Source organism: Acrocarpospora sp. B8E8, assembly GCF_039871605.1.
Classification (GTDB): domain Bacteria; phylum Actinomycetota; class Actinomycetes; order Streptosporangiales; family Streptosporangiaceae; genus Acrocarpospora; species Acrocarpospora macrocephala.
This window is the reverse complement of record NZ_JBDPLV010000064.1, coordinates 29,469-47,889: the sequence shown is the minus strand read 5'-3', so window position 1 is coordinate 47,889 and position 18,421 is coordinate 29,469. Positions and strand designations below refer to the sequence as shown.

At 70.0% G+C, this 18,421-nt stretch carries 18 protein-coding genes; 4 read left to right on the top strand and 14 right to left on the bottom strand.

Annotated elements, in window-relative coordinates:
• Positions 1-148 precede the first annotated feature (148 nt).
• Positions 149-697, top strand: a complete 549-nt coding sequence (locus ABGB08_RS42025) for a hypothetical protein (RefSeq protein WP_347602343.1) — start codon at positions 149-151, stop codon at positions 695-697.
• Positions 698-766: 69 nt separating this feature from the next.
• Here ABGB08_RS42025 and ABGB08_RS42020 read toward each other — a convergent pair whose 3' ends face one another.
• The 10 genes from ABGB08_RS42020 to ABGB08_RS41975 all read right to left on the bottom strand — a co-directional run bounded on the left by ABGB08_RS42020 (position 767) and on the right by ABGB08_RS41975 (position 10,803).
• Positions 767-1,084 carry a hypothetical protein gene (locus tag ABGB08_RS42020; protein WP_347602340.1) on the bottom strand — a complete coding sequence of 106 codons (318 nt, stop codon included), beginning with the start codon at positions 1,082-1,084 and terminating at the stop codon, positions 767-769.
• 192 nt (positions 1,085-1,276) lie between these two features.
• A complete protein-coding gene (locus ABGB08_RS42015) occupies positions 1,277-2,440 on the bottom strand; it encodes a cytochrome P450 (RefSeq protein ID WP_347602338.1) in 1,164 nt (387 codons plus the stop codon).
• 72 nt (positions 2,441-2,512) lie between these two features.
• The gene (locus ABGB08_RS42010) at positions 2,513-3,184 is read right to left on the bottom strand and encodes a response regulator transcription factor (protein ID WP_347602336.1); all 672 of its coding nucleotides are present in this window, start codon (positions 3,182-3,184) and stop codon (positions 2,513-2,515) included.
• Complete coding sequence (locus tag ABGB08_RS42005; RefSeq protein ID WP_347602334.1) at positions 3,181-4,470, bottom strand: histidine kinase; 1,290 nt, start codon at positions 4,468-4,470, stop codon at positions 3,181-3,183. Before ABGB08_RS42005 ends, ABGB08_RS42010 begins: the two co-directional genes overlap by 4 nt.
• A gap of 16 nt (positions 4,471-4,486) precedes the next feature.
• Positions 4,487-5,017 (bottom strand): acyltransferase family protein, encoded by a 531-nt coding sequence (locus tag ABGB08_RS42000; protein WP_347602332.1) that lies wholly within the window; start codon positions 5,015-5,017, stop codon positions 4,487-4,489.
• Entirely contained in the window at positions 5,010-5,930 is a 921-nt protein-coding gene (locus ABGB08_RS41995) for an alpha/beta hydrolase (RefSeq protein WP_347602330.1), read from the bottom strand. Before ABGB08_RS41995 ends, ABGB08_RS42000 begins: the two co-directional genes overlap by 8 nt.
• Positions 5,931-6,053: 123 nt before the next feature.
• Positions 6,054-7,235 (bottom strand): CaiB/BaiF CoA-transferase family protein, encoded by a 1,182-nt coding sequence (locus ABGB08_RS41990; protein WP_347602328.1) that lies wholly within the window; start codon positions 7,233-7,235, stop codon positions 6,054-6,056.
• Positions 7,232-8,269, bottom strand: a complete 1,038-nt coding sequence (locus ABGB08_RS41985) for an MBL fold metallo-hydrolase (RefSeq protein WP_347602326.1) — start codon at positions 8,267-8,269, stop codon at positions 7,232-7,234. The genes ABGB08_RS41990 and ABGB08_RS41985 overlap by 4 nt, the downstream gene beginning before the upstream one ends.
• Before the next feature lie 4 nt (positions 8,270-8,273).
• On the bottom strand, positions 8,274-9,569 hold the full coding sequence (locus ABGB08_RS41980) for a M24 family metallopeptidase (protein WP_347602324.1): 1,296 nt from the start codon (positions 9,567-9,569) through the stop codon (positions 8,274-8,276).
• A 34-nt stretch (positions 9,570-9,603) separates the two neighbouring features.
• A complete protein-coding gene (locus ABGB08_RS41975; protein WP_347602323.1) occupies positions 9,604-10,803 on the bottom strand; it encodes an aromatic ring-hydroxylating dioxygenase subunit alpha in 1,200 nt (399 codons plus the stop codon).
• A 181-nt stretch (positions 10,804-10,984) separates the two neighbouring features.
• On the opposite strand from ABGB08_RS41975, the gene ABGB08_RS41970 reads away from it, so the two are divergent.
• The 3 genes from ABGB08_RS41970 (at position 10,985) to ABGB08_RS41960 (ending at position 13,093) form a co-directional block, all read left to right on the top strand.
• Entirely contained in the window at positions 10,985-11,182 is a 198-nt protein-coding gene (locus ABGB08_RS41970; RefSeq protein WP_347602321.1) for a ferredoxin, read from the top strand.
• Positions 11,179-12,408: an FAD-dependent oxidoreductase gene (locus ABGB08_RS41965; protein ID WP_347602320.1), complete on the top strand. Its 1,230-nt coding sequence runs from the start codon at positions 11,179-11,181 to the stop codon at positions 12,406-12,408. Before ABGB08_RS41970 ends, ABGB08_RS41965 begins: the two co-directional genes overlap by 4 nt.
• 79 nt (positions 12,409-12,487) lie before the next feature.
• A complete protein-coding gene (locus ABGB08_RS41960) occupies positions 12,488-13,093 on the top strand; it encodes an XRE family transcriptional regulator (RefSeq protein WP_170322610.1) in 606 nt (201 codons plus the stop codon).
• On the opposite strand, the gene ABGB08_RS41955 is transcribed toward ABGB08_RS41960, so the two are convergent.
• From ABGB08_RS41955 to ABGB08_RS41940, 4 genes are read right to left on the bottom strand one after another with little or no spacing between them, the layout of a single operon-like run.
• Positions 13,090-14,169: a hypothetical protein gene (locus tag ABGB08_RS41955; RefSeq protein ID WP_347602317.1), complete on the bottom strand. Its 1,080-nt coding sequence runs from the start codon at positions 14,167-14,169 to the stop codon at positions 13,090-13,092. The genes ABGB08_RS41960 and ABGB08_RS41955 overlap by 4 nt on opposite strands.
• A complete protein-coding gene (locus ABGB08_RS41950) occupies positions 14,166-15,224 on the bottom strand; it encodes a zinc-binding dehydrogenase (protein WP_347602315.1) in 1,059 nt (352 codons plus the stop codon). The genes ABGB08_RS41955 and ABGB08_RS41950 overlap by 4 nt, the downstream gene beginning before the upstream one ends.
• 25 nt (positions 15,225-15,249) lie before the next feature.
• Positions 15,250-16,380: a MaoC family dehydratase N-terminal domain-containing protein gene (locus ABGB08_RS41945; RefSeq protein ID WP_347602313.1), complete on the bottom strand. Its 1,131-nt coding sequence runs from the start codon at positions 16,378-16,380 to the stop codon at positions 15,250-15,252.
• Entirely contained in the window at positions 16,377-18,398 is a 2,022-nt protein-coding gene (locus ABGB08_RS41940) for an acetate--CoA ligase family protein (RefSeq protein ID WP_347602311.1), read from the bottom strand. Before ABGB08_RS41940 ends, ABGB08_RS41945 begins: the two co-directional genes overlap by 4 nt.
• Between the last annotated feature and the right edge of the window lie 23 nt (positions 18,399-18,421).

Genomic DNA, 18,421 nt, shown 5'->3' with positions numbered 1-18,421 from the left:
CCGCGATGGCGCGTTCCGCAAATGGGGGGGGCTTGTCCCGGCTCGAACCCTCGGTTGCGGGAGGGCTGGCCCTACCGATTCGGATGGGCAGCCATGATCCCCGCTGGCCGGATTCTTTCTACTGTCGAGGAGAGATCAAGGAGGAATCATGACAACGAAGATCCGGCGTAGCGTCGCCGCCACTGGAATGGCCGCGGCCGCCCTGCTGAGCGTCGGCGTCGCCGCACAGCCTGCCTCTGCCAGCACCTGCGCCATCCAGCCGTACGGGCTGATCGGCGACTACTGGCGAGCCCTTGGCGGAGCCGACAGCTGGTTCGGCTGCGCGACCGTCGATGAGTACACGCCGCCCAACATGACCGGGCGCAAGCAGCGCTTCGAGCACGGGCAGATCGCCTGGAGCCCTAAGCAGGGCGAGCGTATGATCGTCGCCGCGTTCCAGAAGAACAACCAGGCGGTCTTCCGCTATGGACCGACCGATCCGTTCCACTATGAGTACTTCCAGGTTTCGGGTGAGCTCTCCAACGGGGGCACTGTCCTGGGAGCGCCGTTGCCAGGCGGCACCGCGGGAAGGTACGCCGTCAACGTGGCCAAGGGACTCAAGATCACGTTCTGGGTGCACGGCTGTGACCAGAAGTTCCCGGTCCGCAAGGTCTGCCGCCAAGGCTGGACCATCCCCGTCAGCGTCACGATGACGTGACCTGCAAGCACAACAGCAACCAGGACGATGCCGGGCGGTCTGGACCTTAGGAAATCGAAGGTCCAGACCCTATCTCAAGCGGAAGATGCGACGCTTGTCACCTTCCACCTCTATCCGCTCCAGCCGATCGACTTCGCTCGGCAGCGGAGGCCAGTCCCGGTAGGGGAGAAACGCGGCTCGTCGAATCCACGTCGTGCGCGACAGGAATATGTCTCGCCTGCTGAGTGAGACCCGTTCCGCCACTATGGAACCGACAATCGCGTACGGTGCCAGCACGACGAGGAGCGCGAGCAGCCCTGATGTCACATCGTTGCCCGTGGGGGTCGTGCGGCCGATGAAGATACCGGCCGCGAACGGCAGGCCCACAATGGCCAGCCAGAGTGCCACCGCATAGATCGTGCGAGCCCGGTCCGAACGAGGGGGGCGTTCGCCCGGCTCGAGTCGCCGGCGCGGAACGTCGTGACTCCACCAGCGTGGTAGTGATTCCCGCGGCACAGGCGCTCCCGATCGCTCGATCCTCAATTCACCCCTCGACGGTCAGCGGGCGCCGGCCGCTACCGGCGCCCACGTGACCGTGGATCACCAGGCGACGGGGAACTCCGACAGGCCATACACGACGTTGAATGAGCGGAATTCGGGCTCGCCCGCCTCGCGCAGGCTTGGGAAACGCTCGAACAGGGCGGGGAACGCGATGCGCATCTCCATCCGGGCCAGCGGCGCTCCGATGCAGTGGTGCGCGCCGTAGCCGAACGCGACGTGGGCCAGGTCGGGGCGTTCGATGTCGAACCGGTCCGGGTCCTCGGTCAGCGCGGGGTCGCGGTTGGCGGCCGGGAGGGAGACCACCACGACGTCGCCCTTCGCGATCGGCACCCCGGCGATCTCGGTGTCGGCCGTGGCGACCTTGGTGGCGCCCGCGTGGATGATCGTCAGCCAGCGCAGCAGTTCCTCGACCATGCCGTCGACCTTGTCCGGGTCCTTGCGGAACAGGGCGAGTTGCTCCGGGTGGCGCAGCAACGCCAGCGTGCCCAGGCCGATCATGCTGGCCGTCGTCTCGTGCCCGGCCACCAGCAACAACCCGCCGATGCCGACCAGCTCGTCGGTCGACAAGTCGTCGCCGTGCTCGCGGACCAGCATGCCGATCAGGTCCTCGCCCGGCTCGACCCGGGCCCGCCCGACCAGTTCGGCCATGTAGGCGGCGGACGCCATCTGCGCCTTCCCGCGCTCCTCGGGCGGGCGGTTGAAGTCGAGGATCGCGCCGGTACGCGCCTGGAAGGCGTCCCGGTCCTCGTACGGCACCCCCAGCAGTTCGCAGATGACCAGCGACGGAATCGGGGTGGCGAACTGGGAGATGAGATCGGCCGGCGCGCCGGTACGTTCCATCGTGTCCAGATGGTCGGCGACGATCTCGCGGACCCGGGGCTCCAGGCGGCGGATACGGCGCATCGTGAACTCGGGGGTCAGCATGCGGCGTAAGCGGGTGTGGTCGGGTGGGTCCATCAGCAGCAACGCGCCCGCGCGGAGACGTTTGGCCTGCTCCTCGCTCATGGGCGGCAGGTTGATGCCGTGGGCGTAGCTGAACAGTTCGGCGTTCCTGAGCACGTCGCGTACGTCGTCGTAGCGGGTGACCAGCCAGGCCTGCGGGCCGTAGGGCGTGGGGACACGCTGCAGGCCGGGTTGCTCGCGGGCGGCGGCCAGCTCGGGATCGGGGTGGAATTCCTGGCGGCGCATATGTAGAGGCAACATGTCGTCTCCTGAGGGGAATGTGCTACCCACAAGATCTCGTCACGAGAAGGACGGTGCAACCTCAGCTACGAGTTAGTACCCCGTCGGGCGTACCAGTCCTGTCTCGTAGGCGTAGACGGCGGCCTGGGTTCGATCTCGCAGGCCGAGTTTGACCAGGATTCGGCCCACGTGGGATTTGACGGTCTGTTCCGCGACCACCAGGGACTGGGCGATCTCCGCGTTGGACAGGCCCTGAGCGATCAGGGAGAGGACCTCGGTTTCGCGTTCGGTCAGGTCGCCGACGCGGTCCTTGAGTGGGGCGCGGGGAGTGCCGGTCACCCGGGAGAACTCGGCGATGAGACGCTTGGTGAGGTTCGGGGCGAGGAGCGCGTCGCCTGCCGCCACCACCCGCACGGCGTGTGCGAGTTCGGCGGCGGACGCGTCCTTCAGCAGGAACCCCGACGCGCCTGCGCGGAGCGCCTCGTAGACGTACTCGTCGATGTCGAAGGTGGTCAGGACGAGGACCTTGACGGCCGCGCCGGCCGGTTCGGTGATGCGGCGGGTCGCTTCGATGCCGCCGAGTTCGGGCATCCGGATGTCCATCAGGACGACGTCCGGGGTGAGTTCGGCGACCTTCGCGACGGCGTCGAGGCCGTCCACGGCCTGACCGATGACCTCGATGCCGGGTTCGGCGTTGAGCAGCACCGTGAAGCCCTGGCGGACCATCATCTGGTCGTCGGCGATCAGCACGCGGATGGTCGTCATGGCGGATCCTCAGCGGGCGGTTTCATGGCAGGCAGGGTCGCGGTCACCTCGTAGCCGCCGTCCCGGGTGGGGCCGGCTGAGAGTGCGCCACCCAGCATGGCCGTGCGCTCGCGCATGCCCAGCAGCCCGTGCCCGGGTCCCGCGGCGGGGGGTGAGGGCCGGTCGGGCGCGGTGTTGGTGATCTGGATGACCAGCGCGTCGATCCGGTACCCGATCTTCACGTGCACCGCCGCACCGGGGGCGTGCCGCATCGCATTGGACAGCGCCTTCTGGATGATGCGGAACGCCGACAGCTCGACGCCCGGCGACAGCGGGCGCGGCTCGCCCGTGGTCTCGATGGCGAGCGTGAGACCGGTGCCGCGCACGCTGCCGGCCAGTTCCGCCAGCCGGTCGAGGGTGGGCTGCGGCGCGTGCGCCAGCGCGTCCGGCGATCGCAGCACGCCCAGGACCCGCCGCAGTTCCGTCAGTGCTTCGACGGCATTCTGGCGGATGCCCGCGAGGTTCTCCGTCAGCTCCACCGGCGGGTCTTTCACCAGGTGCGGGGCGACCTGCGCCTGGATGGAGATCATCGACATGTGGTGGGCGACCACGTCGTGCAACTCGCGGGCGATCCGGTTGCGCTCCTCGAGCACGGTGCGTCTGGCCCGCTCCGCGGCCGTGAGCTGCTGCTGTCTGAACAGCCTGGTGCGGGCCACGCGCTCGCCCCGCAGTACGGCGCCGATCCCCATCAGGACAGCGACCGCCAGCACGGTCGCCAGGACGGGAACGGCCCGCACGACTTCGCCAGGTCCGATGCTCGGGTTGACGAAGTACACGCAGGCCAGCCCCGTCAGGACGGTGATCCCCAGCGTCTCGGCCACCACCCGGGGACGGACCCGCAGAGCCAGCAGGAACAGCACCCCGGCCTGCAACGCGATCAAGTGAATGGACCAGGGGAACGACATCCCTCCCCCGGGAACGTCCCAGGATGCGGGAGGGCGCTCCACAATCAGCGCGCCGATGACCATGATGACGGTCGATGCCCACCAGGCCGGAATCGGGAGGAACATCGCGACAACGAGAGCCGTCGCTTGGAGCATGGCGAGCACCAGGATCGTCGGATCCTGACCCAAGCCGTAGTTGACGCTCTGGACCATGAACATCGCGAACACCACGACCAGGACGTGCGGCAGCCGGGCCAGCCAGCGTGGCCCGTTCATGCGCGGCAGGGGATCGGCGGCCATCGTCCACAGGTCCGCGCGCAGTGTCCCCATCAACCCTTCCCGCATGTCCCCTTTGTCCTCCATTGCGCGACGGTCCACCCTAACCACGCAGCCCGAGCGCGACGGCGGCGAGCGGCCACAGCGGGTGCAGGCGGGCGACCAGTGGGGTCGCCGCCGTCAGCGCCGCGAAGACGAGCAGGAACCACAGCGGGGACCACACCAGCTTGACCAGCGTGCGCACGGTCCCCTGGTCGGCACCGGCCGCGAGCATCACGCCCGCCGCCACGGTCCACACCACCAGCACGGCGGCGATCGGCCGGGACAGCCGGGCGATCCGGGCGCCGAGCCACTGCCCGTACGTCCCGCGGGCACAGGCATAACTCTTCGCGCCCACCTGCCCGCCCACCAGGAAGAAGACCGCCAGCGTCTGGAACAGCCAGGAGACGGGGGCGAGCTGGGGCGTGTACCTGAGCAGGCTCGCGGTGTGCAGGGTGCCGCTGTCGGCGACCAGGGCGGTCACCAGCCAGTGGCCGAGCACCACGCCGAGGATCGCGAGGGCTCGCAGCGCGTCCGTCGGGCGGTCACGTTCGGGCGGGGTCGCGGCGTCGATCCGCCGGATGATGTCACGCACGACGGCCCTCCTCGGACGGGGCCTGTCCGGAGACGATCCGGGCGACGTTCTCCAAGGCCACGCCGGGTCTCAGGTAGTCGCTGTGGCCGCCGTCGCCCGCCGCGAAGACCCGCGCGCCGAACTCGGGCGAGACCGGGTCGGTCCCGAATACGACCGCGGCGAAGGGCACACCGGCGACCCAGTCGCCGCTGCTCCGGCCGGCCCAGACGGTGGCCCGGGCGTGCAGCGCGGCGGCGTTGTCGACGCCGACGCCCGGGCTGCCGTACAGGACGATGTCGGTGACGTCCAGCCCGGACGCGGCCTGCCCGCAGACCACAGAGCCGTAGGAGTGGCACACGACGGAGATGCGGGCGACGGGCTTGGCCGAACGCAGCTCCCGCACGAAAGCACGGAGGTCAGGGGCGGCCTGGGCGGCGCGGCCGGTGGTCAGCGCGTCGGCGCTCACCGTGCTCGGCGTCGCGTATCCGAGCCAGGAGATGACCGCGGACCGGTCGCCGAGCGCCTGCCGCAGTCGCAGCGAGCCGCCGCGCAGGAGTCCGTACTTGTCGAGATTGGTATCGGAGCCGGGGACCAGCACCGCGATCCGCTCGGCCTGGGACAGGTCGCCGAAGACCTCTACGGCCCGGCCCCCGTCGCGGCCGTCGAAGGACAGGAACTGCCGCGCCGGATCGGCCATGGCGCGCAGCATCGCGGCCCGCCATCGATGGCCGTGGTCGGCCGCCATCCGCCCGGCCGCCCGGATGCCGTCGCGGCTGGCGGCGTACCGCTCGGCGAGGGTCGCGGCCCGAAGTGGGGGGAAGGCGGCGGGTGCGGGCGCTGGGACGGCCGAGGGCCGGGCCGCGCCCGACACCGGCCCGGCCAGGGAGGCGGTGACGAGTGTGGAGAGCAGGATGCTGCGGAGGTGGAACGCCACGGGGAAGGGATCCTTCCGGGCCGGATTCTCGTGCTGACGGCACCGAAACTTACGGATCCCACCTCTTGGTCGGCCTCCCGCTGGGGAGCCCACCTCCCGGGTAGCTCTCCGGTACTACGGGTATTACGGCTGCTCGGCGTCGAATACGGCTTCGGCTTCGTAGAGAGCGGTTCGTGCGGACTCGTCGATGCCGAGTTCCTCCAGGAGAACCCGGGTATGCCCACCCGGGACCTCGAACCACCGCGAGGGCGGCATGCCACCGTCCACGTTGATCGGCGTCGCGAGTTGCCGCACCAAGCCGAGCGTCGGGTGTTCCACCTCGTTGACCAGGCCACGGTGTTCGATATGCGGATCGGTCAGCAGGTCGGTCAGCGAGAGCACCGGCGTGAGGCCCAGTCCGCCCTGCTCGCCGACCGTCTGCCACTGGGCCCGCGACCGCTGGCCGAAGATCGCCACCAGCTCCCGCCGCACCCGGTCGTGCTCCTCGGGCGCGAGCAGCGCCGTTTCGAGATCCGGCCGCCCGACCTCGGCGCAGAACCGCTGCCACACCGAGGGCTCCACCGCGCCCAGGACGACCGCCTTGCCGTCCGCGGTGGCGTAGGCGCCGTTCGCCGGGGAGCCGCCCAGCTCCTCGATCTCCGACGGGTCGGCGATGCCCTGCTGCCAGAAGTACTGCGCGTCGTAGCCGAAGAGCGAGACCACGGAATCCTGGATCGAGATGTCCACGCAGGCGCCGAGGCCGGTGCGGTCCCGCCGGTGCACGGCGGCGAGCACCGCGACAGCCGCGTACAGGCTCGCGACGGAGTCGCTCAAGGGGAATGGGAGGATCGCCGGGTCGCCCCGGTGGGCGGCGGCCATAGCTGCGGTAACCCCTCCCATCGCCTGGTAGTTCATCTCGTGGCCGCCAAGACCGGCGTACGGACCGGTCTGCCCGAAGCCGGTCACGGAGGCGTAGACCAGGTCTTTCTTCACCGTGCTGAGCGAACCGTAGTCGAGGCCGAGGCGCGCGGCCGTGCCGGGCGCGAAGCCCTCGATGAGGACATCCGCGTCCGCGACGAGGCGCAGGAGCACCTGTCGGGCCCCGTCGTGCTTGAGGTTCAGGCCGATGCTCCGCTTGTTGCGGCTGTGCCAGAGCCAGCGCGGATGCTCGATGGAGGTGAGCATCGGCACGTCGTCCGGGTACGAGGAGCGCGGCCGGTCGATCTGGATGACGTCGGCGCCGAGATCGGCCAGCACGGTGGTGCCGAATCGAACCGGCGAGAATGTCGACAGGTCCAGGATCCGCATCCCGTCGAGGAGACTCACTGCTCAGCCTCCCGGGAGACGTAGGTGACGACGCCGCTGTCGAAGGTCTGCGTGAGCAGGTTCTGCTCGACGAGAAGCTCCAGGTGTGCCGACGTCTCCACGACCGCGAGCATCTGGTGGAAGACCGGCAGCTCGTCGAGGGCGACCTGCCGCCGGGTCCAGGGGAGCTTGGCTGCGACCTCGAACCCGGTCGTACGCCCCGCACGCACGGCCGCCAGCGTGTTGCGGAGACGCTCGTCATGATGGCGCAGCAACTCGTCGACGCGGGCGTGGGCGGAGGGCGCGACCGGGCCGTGCGCCGGCAGCAGCAGCGCGTCCGGGAGCCGCCGCACCCGGCGCAGCGCCCCGAGGAAGTCGCGCAGCGGCGATCGTCCGGGGACCGGTTCCAGGCCGATGGACGGGGTGATGTGTGGGAGCACGTGGTCACCGGCGAAGAGCAGAGCCGCCTGCTCGTCATGGAAGACGAGATGGCCCTGGGTGTGGCCGAGGGTCGGGATGGCGTGCAGCCGTCGTTCGCCGACCTCGATGATCTCGTCGTCGACGATCCACGAGTCGGGGGCCTCCCACTGGTGAGCCGCGATTCCTTGGGCCCTGGCATCATCCCCGATCTCGTCGGCGAGGGACTCGGCGCCATTGGCACGGAGCAGCGCCAGCTGGGAGACGTACGCGGGCCAGTCCGGACTGCCGACCGCCGCGAGCGCGGGCGCCTCGCGAATCCCGATGCGCACCCGCGAACCGTGGTCGCGGCGCACCAAGGGACCGAGGGTGTAGTGGTCGCGGTGGGCGTGGGTGATGAGGAACTCGCGTACGTCGCCGAGGGCGTACCCGAGAGACGACAGCGCGTCCTTCAGGTCGTCGCGGGCGCGCCGGAGGGCCTGACCCGAGTCGATCAGCGTCAACCCGTCCGCTCGCTCCAGCGCGTAGACGTTGACCGCGGCGAGCTCGTCCGGCAGCGGCAGCGGGATCCGGTGCACCCCGGGCGCCACCAGCTCGGCACCCGGCTCGGACCACGATCCCGCGCGGGCGGCCGTCACCGCTTCAGATGACACTGGCGGCCAGAATCTCATGACGCGGATAGAAGTCGACCGCCTCCGGACCGTTTTCGGTTATCACGACCATCGTCTCAAGGCGCACGCCCTGCTTGCGGTGCACGCCCTCGATCCCCTCGACCGCGATCACCATGCCGGGCTGGATCTCCTCCGGGTGTTCGAAGGACCACTGCCGGTTGATGATCGGCGGGTTGTAGTGCACGAACCGCGAACCGGCGTTCACCAGGCCGATGCCGTGCCCGAACTCGATGGTGAGCAGTTCCGCCTCGTCGGTGTAACCCCACTTGCTCGCGGGCGCGAAGTGCCTGGCGGCGTCGGCCGTGCTGGCCCCGGGCCGCAGCTCGCCGATCACCGAGTCGAGCCGGTCCCGCAACGTGTCGTACCAGCCGGACTCCTCGGCGGTCGGGCGGCGGCCGACGATGTACTGCCGGTAGAGGCACGCCGTGTAGCCGAGGTAGGAGCTGCCGCAGGTGAGCACGTAGGCCAGGTCGCCGTACTCGATGCGCCGGTCGCTGCTGCTGATGCCGCGCTCGAACGCCAGCGGGCCGGCCATCACCTTCGACGCCCCGAACTCGGCGCCGCCGTCCTCGACGGCGCGCTTGACCTCCTTGGCGACCGTGCTCTGCAGGACGCCCGGCCGGAGGGTCTCCAGCGCCCGATGAAAGCCGGAGGAGCTGATGGAGGCGATCATCTTGAGGCAGTTGATCTCGTCGGGCGTCTTGATGCGGGCGCTCTCCATGAGCAGCGGCAGCCCCGGACGTACCTCGATGCCCATGCCGATCAGGGCGGACACCGCCCGCTCGCCGAACTCGCTGACGGCCAGCGGCTCCCGGCCGAGGCCGCGCTCGGTCAGCTCCGCGGCGATCCCGTCGGCGAACAGCTTGGCTTCAGCCTCGGCGGCCGACTCCGGCACCGGCCCCTCCAGCCAGGTACGCGCGATCCGCCACTCGGGGATCCACGGGGCCTGGTCCGGCATCTGGTGATAGGAGCCCGCCGGGGCGAAGACCACCGGGGGATGATCCACGAAGAACAGCGCGTAGCCAGCCTGGAGCTGGAACTCCGACCAGAAGAAACCGCAGAGGTACCGGACGTTCTCCGCGCCCGTCACCAGCAGTGCCGGGATGTTCGCGGCGCGCATGATCGCCCGCATCCGGGCGGCACGCTGCTCGCGCATCCGGTTGGTGTCGATGCCCTCGTGGGTGTCGTTGGTCGTCGGCCCGAAGTGCAGCTTGTCCGCGTACTGCAGGGGCGCCGGGACATGGTTGGGGTGGGGGTGCTGTGACACGTGGATCTCCCTTGGGCGGAGGTGGTCGGGCCGGTCAGTGTTGGGCCCCGGCCAACTCCGTCTCGATGGTCTTGTGGAAGTGCTGCAACGCGGGCTCGTTGCGGCCGAAGTAGAACTTGTCGATGGCGCCCTGGGCGATGTTGCGATGGCACTCCTCGGCCATCGGGATGTCTTCGGCGGTGAGGATCCACTGCGTGTTGTGGAACCGCTTGTGGTGCACGTCCTCGTTCGACCAGTCGGTGTAGGCGAAGTAGTTGTGGTGCATCACGTTCTCCGCGACCGACCGGCCGGGCAGGATCAGCGAATACTCCACGTGATCCTGCATGACCGACAGGATGACGTTGGGGAACAGGAAGTAGATGAGCTGCACGTGGCGCATCAGGGGCCACTCGCCCTCGTCGATCTCGGCGAGCTCATTGATCTTGCGGCCGAGGAAGCCGCTCATGACGTGGGGCCCGTAGATGTCGACGGTGGCCTGGTTGGAGTTGTTGTACTTGGCGACGGTCGTCTTGTGCAGCGAGGCGAAGTGGTACGGCTCCAGATAGCCGTCGACGGCCAGCTTCCAGTTCGACGCGGTGACCACCGGCGGATGGATGGCCGGCGCGGCCAGGTCCATCTCCAGGCTCCACTCGGCGAACTGCGGTCCGAGCCCGCACAACACCTCGTCGACGTCGATCGGCTCCGGGGCCTCGGCCAGACGCGTCCCGCGCACGAAGATCAGCCCGTACTTCTCGGCCACCGCGACCTGCGCGAGCCCGGTGCACGCGGGGTCGAGCTGCCCGAAGTTGTCCCCGCCACGTACTTTGCGCAGCGTGCCGTCCAGGTTGTAGGCCCAGCCGTGGAACTTGCAGACGAAGGTCCGCGCCGACCCGGCGTCGTAGGCGACGTTGGCGCCGCGGTGCAGGCAGGCGTTGACGAAGGCGCGCAGCGAGCCGTCTGCCTGGCGGGCGATGACCAGCGGGCAGCCGGGCAGGTCGAGGGTCTTGTACGACCCCGGGGTCGGCAGCTCCACGCTGAGCCCGGCGAAGACCGGCCGCTCGCGGAACAGCACCCGCTTCTCCCGTTCGAACCGGTCAAGGTCGAGGTACCGGCTCGCGGGCTGCTCGTAGACCGCGTCGGCCTGCTCGTTCGAGTGGTTCAGCACCAGGGAGAGGCCGCGTCGCGCCACGTCGACCGCCTTGGAGTGGCGCTGCCGGGGAGAACGCCGGTTCGGTGACTGGGTCTCGGTGGTCACGAACGCTCCCTTCCCGCCGAGAAACGGCGTTGATCGTTTACACTCATGGTGTATGCTTTCACTCGCGCGTTGTGGGTGTCAAGGTCAAACTCCCCTAGACGGGCATAGGTAGCGACATGGATTGCACTTGCAATTCAATCCATCAGCACTCGTGGTGTATGATCATGAGAAGGGAGCACGGGTGACCCGACTTACCGTCGACCTCGAGCTGTGCGAGGGCTACGGCAACTGTGTCTTCGAGGCCGACGACTACTGCGAACTCACCGAGGACGGCGTCGTGCGCCTGGTCCGCCCGGATGTCGCGGCGGCCGACCTCCAGCGGGTCGAGCTGGCCGTCCCGAGCTGCCCGGTCTCCGCGCTCCAGCTGGAGAGCAGGTGACCGGCGTCCTGATCGTCGGCGGCTCCGTCGCCGGCGTCCGCACCGCCCAGCGGCTGCGCGCCGGCGGGTACGCCGGAGGCATCACGATCGTGGACCGCGAACGGCACCTCCCGTACGACCGGCCACCGCTGTCCAAGGACGTGCTGCTGGCGGACGAACCGGCCTTCCCGTCGCTGCTGACGGCTGAGGAGGCGAAGAACCTCCGGCTGGAACTCGCCCTCGGCGTGGCCGCGACCGGCCTCGACGTCACCGGCCGCGAGGTCGCCCTCTCCGACGGGAGCTCGCTCGGCTACCGGGAGGCACTCGTGGTGGCCACCGGCGCGCGGGCGAGAACCTCGCCGTGGCAGGGCCTGCCCGGGGTTCTGGACGTGCGTCGCTGGGAGGACGCGATGAACCTGCGGACCGCTCTCCGGCGTGCCCGCTCGGTCCTGGTGGTCGGGGCCGGATTCATCGGAGCCGAGGTCGCCTCCGCCGCCCGGGGTCTGGGGATCGAGGTGCACCTGGTCGACATCGCCGAGGTGCCGATGGCGCGGCACTTCGGCGCCGAGATCGGCTCACTGTTCGTGGATCTGCACCAGCGCCACGGGGTCGACACCCACTTCGGCACCACGATCGATGAGCTCGCGGAGCGCGGCGGCCGGCTCCGCGCGCGCCTCGGCGACGGCAGCACGATCGCCGCCGACGTGGCCGTGACCGGTCTCGGCACCGAACTCAACACCGAGTGGCTGGCCGGCTCGGGACTGGCCGTCGATTCCGGCGTCGTCTGCGACGCCGGTGGCCGGGTCCAGAACGCGACGAACGTCTACGCGGTAGGCGACGCGGCGCGTTGGTGGCATCCCGCGCGTAAGCTTCTCCTGCGGTCGGAACACTGGACCAGCGCGGTAGAGCAGGCGGGAGTCGTGGCCCACAACATCCTGAATCCGGAATCCTTCCGCGAACACCTGTCGCTCGACTACGTCTGGAGCAACCAGTACAACTGGAAGATCCAGATCGCCGGAACTCCGTGGACCGGCTCTCACCACCAGCTAGTGAAAGACGGGGACCGATTCGCGGTCCTCTGGGCGCGGGATGACGAGCTGTGCGGCGTGCTCACGGTCAACTGGCCGCAGGTCGCCATGCGCGGTCGTCGTTCCCTCGCCACCGGCCAGCCGATGAGCCACCTGGCCGCCCACCTTGCCGGACGCCTGCTGCCATCGGCGCCAGGCCCGATCGCGTACGGAGCCTGAGATGGCCAGTCGTCGCACACCCCCTGCGCGCTCGGTGACGCGGCGTTCGAATGGCCGCCCATACGATAGCGTCGCCGCCATGAAACAGGGAGACGACGGCCTTGACGCCGTCGCGCTCGGCGGCCTCATCAGGGAGCGGCGTCAGGCGCAGCGGATGAGCCTGTCCCAGCTCGCCGAACGGGCCGGGGTCTCCACCAGCTTCGTCAGCCAGGTCGAACGCGGTGTCGCCAACCCCACCCTGTCCAGCCTCAAGTCCCTGGTCAGCGCGCTCGGCTTCAGCGTGGGAGAACTGCTGGAGAACGCCGTACCCAAAACGGCCGGCCAGCAGCACACCACCGCCGACGACGAGGTCGCGGTGCTCCGGGCCGGGGAGCGACGACGCATCGTGTATCCCGGAACGCAGATCGCCAACGAGCTGCTCTCGCCCAACCTCCAGAAGAGCATGGAGATCATCTGGGTCGAGGCGGCGCCGGGGCAGGGCAGCGGCGGGCATCCGCACGTCCACGAGGGCGAGGAATGCGGTGTCGTCATCTCCGGCGCCATGAAGTTCGCCGTCGGCAGCAACGAGTGGGTGCTCAACCCCCGGGACGCGATCTACTTCCCCAGCACCCGCCCGCATTCCTGGGAGAGCGTCGGTGACGAGGACCTCGTCGCGATCTGGGTGATCACGCCACCGACGTTCTAATCTCCCGGCAGCAGCGCCGCGGCGCCGGCCGCGAGAGCGGTGTGCAGCGCCGCCGCGCTCCGCGCCCTGGTCTCGACGCCGTACCGTTCGACGACCGCGAAGGCCTCCAGGCCGGGTACCGCGACGCGGAGCAGGAATGGCCGGACCAGCCGGTCCTGCGGCGGGACGCGGACGACCAGGATGCTCCCGACCTGGTGCACGGACAGCCGCTCCGGGACCGGGAAGACCCGCTCCTCGATGATGCGGCGGAGCAGGCCTGGTCCCTCGTCGCCGTCGATAGGAGTCAGCCGGGCCCGCTGATCATCCGGCTCGCGGGCGACGCCCACGATGATCGTCCCGCCTCGGACCCCGTTGGCGAAGGCGCACACGTCGGCCGCGAAGCCGAGCTCGCCGGCGCCCTCGGGCAGGGCCGCCCGCAGTTCGAGGACCGCGGAGGGCGGCCAGCCGAGCACCGCATGGGCATCACCGTCGGCGAGCAGCCGCCGGACGTCCTGTTCCGCACCCCACCCGGTCATCGACAGCTCGGCCGTGCGCAGCGCGCGGGTCCCCAGCTCGACGAGGTCGCGAACGGTCCGATCTTCGGTGGGTACGGCGAACGTGGCGTTCCACACATCAGGCAGAGACCGGGACCGGTCGTTGAAGACCGACACCAGCTCGGCGCCGGATTCCCGGGCCCACTCCGCGAGCACGTCGCGTGCGGTGGACCGCCACTGCTCGCCGACCGTCTCCACGTCTGATCCCTGAAAGTCGGATCCCTGGAACTCGACCTCGACCGTGACCCGGCCGTCCGCCCACACCTGGATCTCGACCGGGTCGCGGTTGCTCAGCTCCGGGTGAAACTGTGCGGCGGAGTCCCGCGAAACCACCAGCAACGCGACTGGAAAGGGCGCCAGTTGCGCCTCGGGATGCCAGCCGGTCAGCACGGAGTCGACCAGCAGGGAGATCGTCACCTCGCCGACCGCCTCGATCGAGGCGAAGCACACATCGGGGTACAGCACGGCCACATCCGGGCGGTCGGCGAGCTGGAACCTCTCGATGCCTGCCTTGATCGCGCCGGCGGTCGTACCCGTCATCATGGCCCTAGTCCTTCCCCGTTCGGCGCCACGACCACCCGCCGGACCGAGCCATCGTGCCCCCGGAGCAGGTCGAGGGCCGATTCCGCCTCGTCGAGCCCCAGCACGTGCGAGACAGAGCGGGAGAAGTCCAGTCGGCCCGCCGCCACCAGCGCCACCAGCTGCTCGATCGTGTCGAGCCGGAATCCGCCCGAGCCGATGATCGAAATCTCCCGGCGGGCCAAGGCCGCCGAGGGCGGCAGAACGAGGTCGTCGTCGGTGAGCCCGACGACGACCATGCGACCCCCCTTGCCCACCGAGCGGAACGCCGCGGCGATCGCCGCCGACGAGCCGACGAAGACGCCCGCCAGGTCGACGCCGCGGCCCCCGTTGGCCTCCCGTATCCGGTCGCCGAGCTTCTCGTCGTCGGCGCGGAAGGCGTGGTCGGCCCCCAGCGACCGAGCGTGCTCAAGCTGCTCCGCCCTGATGTCGACGGCGATGATCCGAGCCGCGCCGAACGCCTTCGCCAGTTGCACGGCGTGCTGGCCGAGCCCGCCGACGCCGAAGACGGCGACAGTCTCCCCGGGCTGCAGCCGCCCGCGCTGGTACAGCGCGTGGAACGGCGTCGGTATCGCGTCGGTCAGGATGGCTCCCACCTCGTCGGTCACGGCGTCGGGCAGGCGGACCAGGTTGACGGCCGGAGCGGTCATGTATTCGGCGACCGCGCCGTCGTGGTTCAGCCCAATGATCGAGCCGCGCGCGCAGATCTCGCTCATCCCCTGGGAGCACAGGTGGCAGCGCCCGCAGATGACGATCGAGGAGACGGCCACCCGGTCACCGGTCGCCCAGCCGCGCACCGCCCCGCCCAGGGCGACGATCCGGCCGGCGGGCTCGTGCCCCAGGGTCAGCTCCGGCCTGGTGATCAGCCGTGCCTCGGGGCGGAACGCGGCCTGCACGTCGGTGCCGCAGAGTCCGGCCGCGGTGACCTGGATGAGGACCTCGTCGTCCCGGGGCACGGGGACGGGCACGTCGACGAGGTGGGCGCCTGCCTCGCCCCGGATCACGCGCAGCGCCTTCATGGTCGTCCTTCCGGATCGGGAGCCGTCACGCCCGGCCGTAGTCGTCGGCGACGACCACGGCGGTCGCGGACGCGGTCCGTTCGCCGAGGTGGTTGGTCGCCGTCAGGTCCAGGGTGTACGTCGTCCCGGCCACTTCGGCGACCGTACCGCTGATGCGGACCACATCGCCGAAGATCTCCGGAAGGGTGAGCCTGACGTTCAGGCCGGCCAGGAACGCTCCGTCGCCCATCCAGTTCGACACGCAGTGGGCGAACCAGCCGACCCGTTGCGGACCGTTGTTGTAGGCACCCGGCATGCCGAGCTCACGGGCCGCAGTGGCGTCCTGGTGGCCGATGCTGGGGAGCACCCGCTCCCAGAAGTACGACGGGTCGTAGTTGGACGGCAGCCGCTGCGGATCGGTGCGCGCCCATTCGCGGTACTTCCAGGCGAGCTCGACGGACTTGTAGCCAGGGCTCCCCGGGCATCCGGCGTAGTACGCCGTCATGTCGATGCGCCCGATGGGCCCCTTGACGACGGCGGGCACCTGGTCGCCCACCGCCACGCCACTCAGCGCCTCGGGCCCCCGGCGGTACTCCGACACCGCCTCCGACCGGATCGCGTCGAGTTCGGCGTCGGACCACACCGTCTCGTCGCGGGGCTCGAACGACAATCCGTCGGTCGCGGCGCGGCGGGGGATTCTGAAGGTGCGCGCGACGGACTCGGCGATCAGCTCGCCGTCCTGGTTCTCGTAGCGGCAGAGCGCCGACTGGATGACCATGCTGGCCGCGTTGCGCCCGGACCGGCGGACGACCGGGCCGAGCGTGGCGGAGGCGATGATGCGATCGCCTCGCCTGAGCCGCCGGTGGAACGTCCAGTCGGTGCCCGCGTACACCGGCTGGACGCCGGGCAGCCCCGCTCCGATGGCGCCGTCGAAGGCGGTGTACGGGAAGGTCGGGGGAGCGATCAGCGTTCCGTACGGCGTCGCCTCGGCGTACGCGGGGTCGCAATAGAGGGGGTTGTCGTCGCCGAGACCCCAGGTGTAGTGCCGTACCGAGTCCCAGGACGCCTCGTGGTTCCACTGCTCGATCCTGATCGGGGTTCCCTCGAGCGAGGTGACCCGCGCGATCTCCGCCTCCGTGAGGTCGGAGATCAGGTCGAAGTTGACCGCAGCTGTCATGCTGATGCCGCTCCTTCTGGGCTGTTGGGGCGAGGCCGGCCGGCCGCGTCCACGAGACTGACCCCGGACTCGTGCACGATGACCGGGTTGAGCTCGAGGAACTCCAGGTCACCCGCGACCGCGGCGAGCGCCTGGGACACGACGCGGGACAGTTCCTCGACGTCGTAGCGCTTTCCGCCGCGGTACGACACCAGCAGCTCGCCGATCCGGGAGCCGCGCAACACCTCGAGCCGGCGCCGCTCCGGCCAGCCGCTCCAGATCACCGCTTGGCCGGACATCAGCTCGGCCAGGGTTCCGCCGGGACGGACGAAGGCCACCGGCCCGAACTCCGGATCGTCGGCCACGGAGACCATGACTTCGAAGCCGTCCGGCGCGATGTCCTGCACCATCACGGCGTCGTCGTACCTGAGGCACACCGCCTGGACCGCGTCGACGGCCTCGGCGGCCTCCTCGGCGGTACGCACGATGCGGACGGCTCCCAGCTCCGTACGGTGCAGGATCGTCCGGCCCGCGGCCTTGACGACGTAGGGAGGCACCGCCGGTTCATCGGCGAGCATCCGCCAGCGAACCCAGGGCAGGTCGTCGGGGAGCCGGCCGGCCACCCACTCGATCCCGCGAAGGTCTGATGAACTCGGATGGCTAGTGTCCTGCTCGGTGTTCTCGGCGGCGCACAGCGCGATCGCGCGCACCGCCCGGTCGACCGTCGGCAGGTAGGCGATGCCCGCGCCGCGAAGCGCTTCGGTCAGGTGCGCGGGCATGATGTCGTCCTCGGACAGCGAGGTCAGAACGACCGGTGCGGCGGGTGGGGCGGCGACCACCTTCGCGACGAGTTCCTCGCGGTCATGCGCGAGCGAGGATTCCACGCCGACCACGATGTCCACCGACCGGCTAGTGCTCATCGTGGTGACGGCGTCGGTGAAGACCCCGGTCTCATTGATGAACGGCACGTCGAGCGGGTTCTGGGGGTGCAACCGCGCGTCCAGCGGAAGGTTCTCGCCGGTGACCTCGGCCATGCGCAGCCGACTGTCCTGAGCCACCAGGTCGGCGCCGATCACTCCGGCGGCGCCGGAAACCGACACCAAGGACACCGACGGGCGTTCCGCACGCGGGAGTCCGGGGTTCACCCCGGCCACCACGAGCGCGTCGGCCAACTCCGCGAGGCTGCCGACCTGCCGGACGCCCGCGTGCGCGAGGATGGCCTCCGACGCGTCCGCCGATCCGACGACGCGACCGGTGTGCCCAGCCGCCGCCATGCGCCCGCTCTCGCTGTGGGCCGCCTTGAGCACGAACAGCGGTTTGCCCGTCGAGCGGAGCGCGGACTCGAGCGGGCCGAGCCACTGCCGGTCCGTCACGCCCTCCAGGAACATTCCGACAGCGTCCACGTCCTGGAGCTCCAGCAGCCCGGTGGCGAGCTCGATGGCGCCGGTGCCGGTCTCGTCGCCCGTGCTGAACCACTGGTTCAAGCCCACGTGCCGGCGGATCAGGCTCTGCAGGAGGCTGTTGCCGAGGGCGCCGCTCTGGGTGACCAGTCCGATCGTGCCCGGCCGCGGCAGGTCCTGCAGCAGCACGCTGGAAAAGGTCAGGTACGACGACGCGGCGACCCCCATGGTCCCGACGCAGTTGGGGCCGATGATCCGCAGCTTGCTCGAGGCGGCCAGGCGGTCCAGGTCCCGGCGAGCCGGCCCGTCGCGGTCCTCGAAGCCGCTGGCGATGACGACCGCGGCCCGGACTCCGATCTCCTCGGCCTGCCGCAGCGCGGCGACCACTCCCGGCGCGGGCACTGCCACCAGGGCGACGTCGATCGAGCCAGGCTCGAGATCGAGCAGGGTCCGCACCGTGGCGACATCGGGGAGGTCGGCCCGCGCGTTGACGGCGTAGAGCCGTCCGGCGTACCCGAGCCGCTTGAGGTAGTCCAGCGGCCGGCCGGACAACCGCTGAGGGTCGGCTGACGCGCCCACCACGGCGACACTGGCCGGCCGAGCCAGCAGCTCGACCAGGGCACTCCCCTCCAGTCGCACGTTTCTCTCCACCGTATGCATTC

Bases quoted from the DNA above. Each gene is read 5' to 3' on its own strand.
- ABGB08_RS41960 (WP_170322610.1), top strand. From the start codon at position 12,488: ATGAAACAGGGAGACGACGGCCTTGACGCCGTCGCGCTCGGCGGCCTC.
- ABGB08_RS42010 (WP_347602336.1), bottom strand. From the start codon at position 3,184: ATGACGACCATCCGCGTGCTGATCGCCGACGACCAGATGATGGTCCGC.
- ABGB08_RS41955 (WP_347602317.1), bottom strand. From the start codon at position 14,169: ATGATGACGGGTACGACCGCCGGCGCGATCAAGGCAGGCATCGAGAGG.
- ABGB08_RS41950 (WP_347602315.1), bottom strand. From the start codon at position 15,224: ATGAAGGCGCTGCGCGTGATCCGGGGCGAGGCAGGCGCCCACCTCGTC.
- ABGB08_RS41945 (WP_347602313.1), bottom strand. From the start codon at position 16,380: ATGACAGCTGCGGTCAACTTCGACCTGATCTCCGACCTCACGGAGGCG.
- ABGB08_RS42015 (WP_347602338.1), bottom strand. From the start codon at position 2,440: ATGTTGCCTCTACATATGCGCCGCCAGGAATTCCACCCCGATCCCGAG.
- ABGB08_RS42005 (WP_347602334.1), bottom strand. From the start codon at position 4,470: ATGGAGGACAAAGGGGACATGCGGGAAGGGTTGATGGGGACACTGCGC.
- ABGB08_RS42025 (WP_347602343.1), top strand. From the start codon at position 149: ATGACAACGAAGATCCGGCGTAGCGTCGCCGCCACTGGAATGGCCGCG.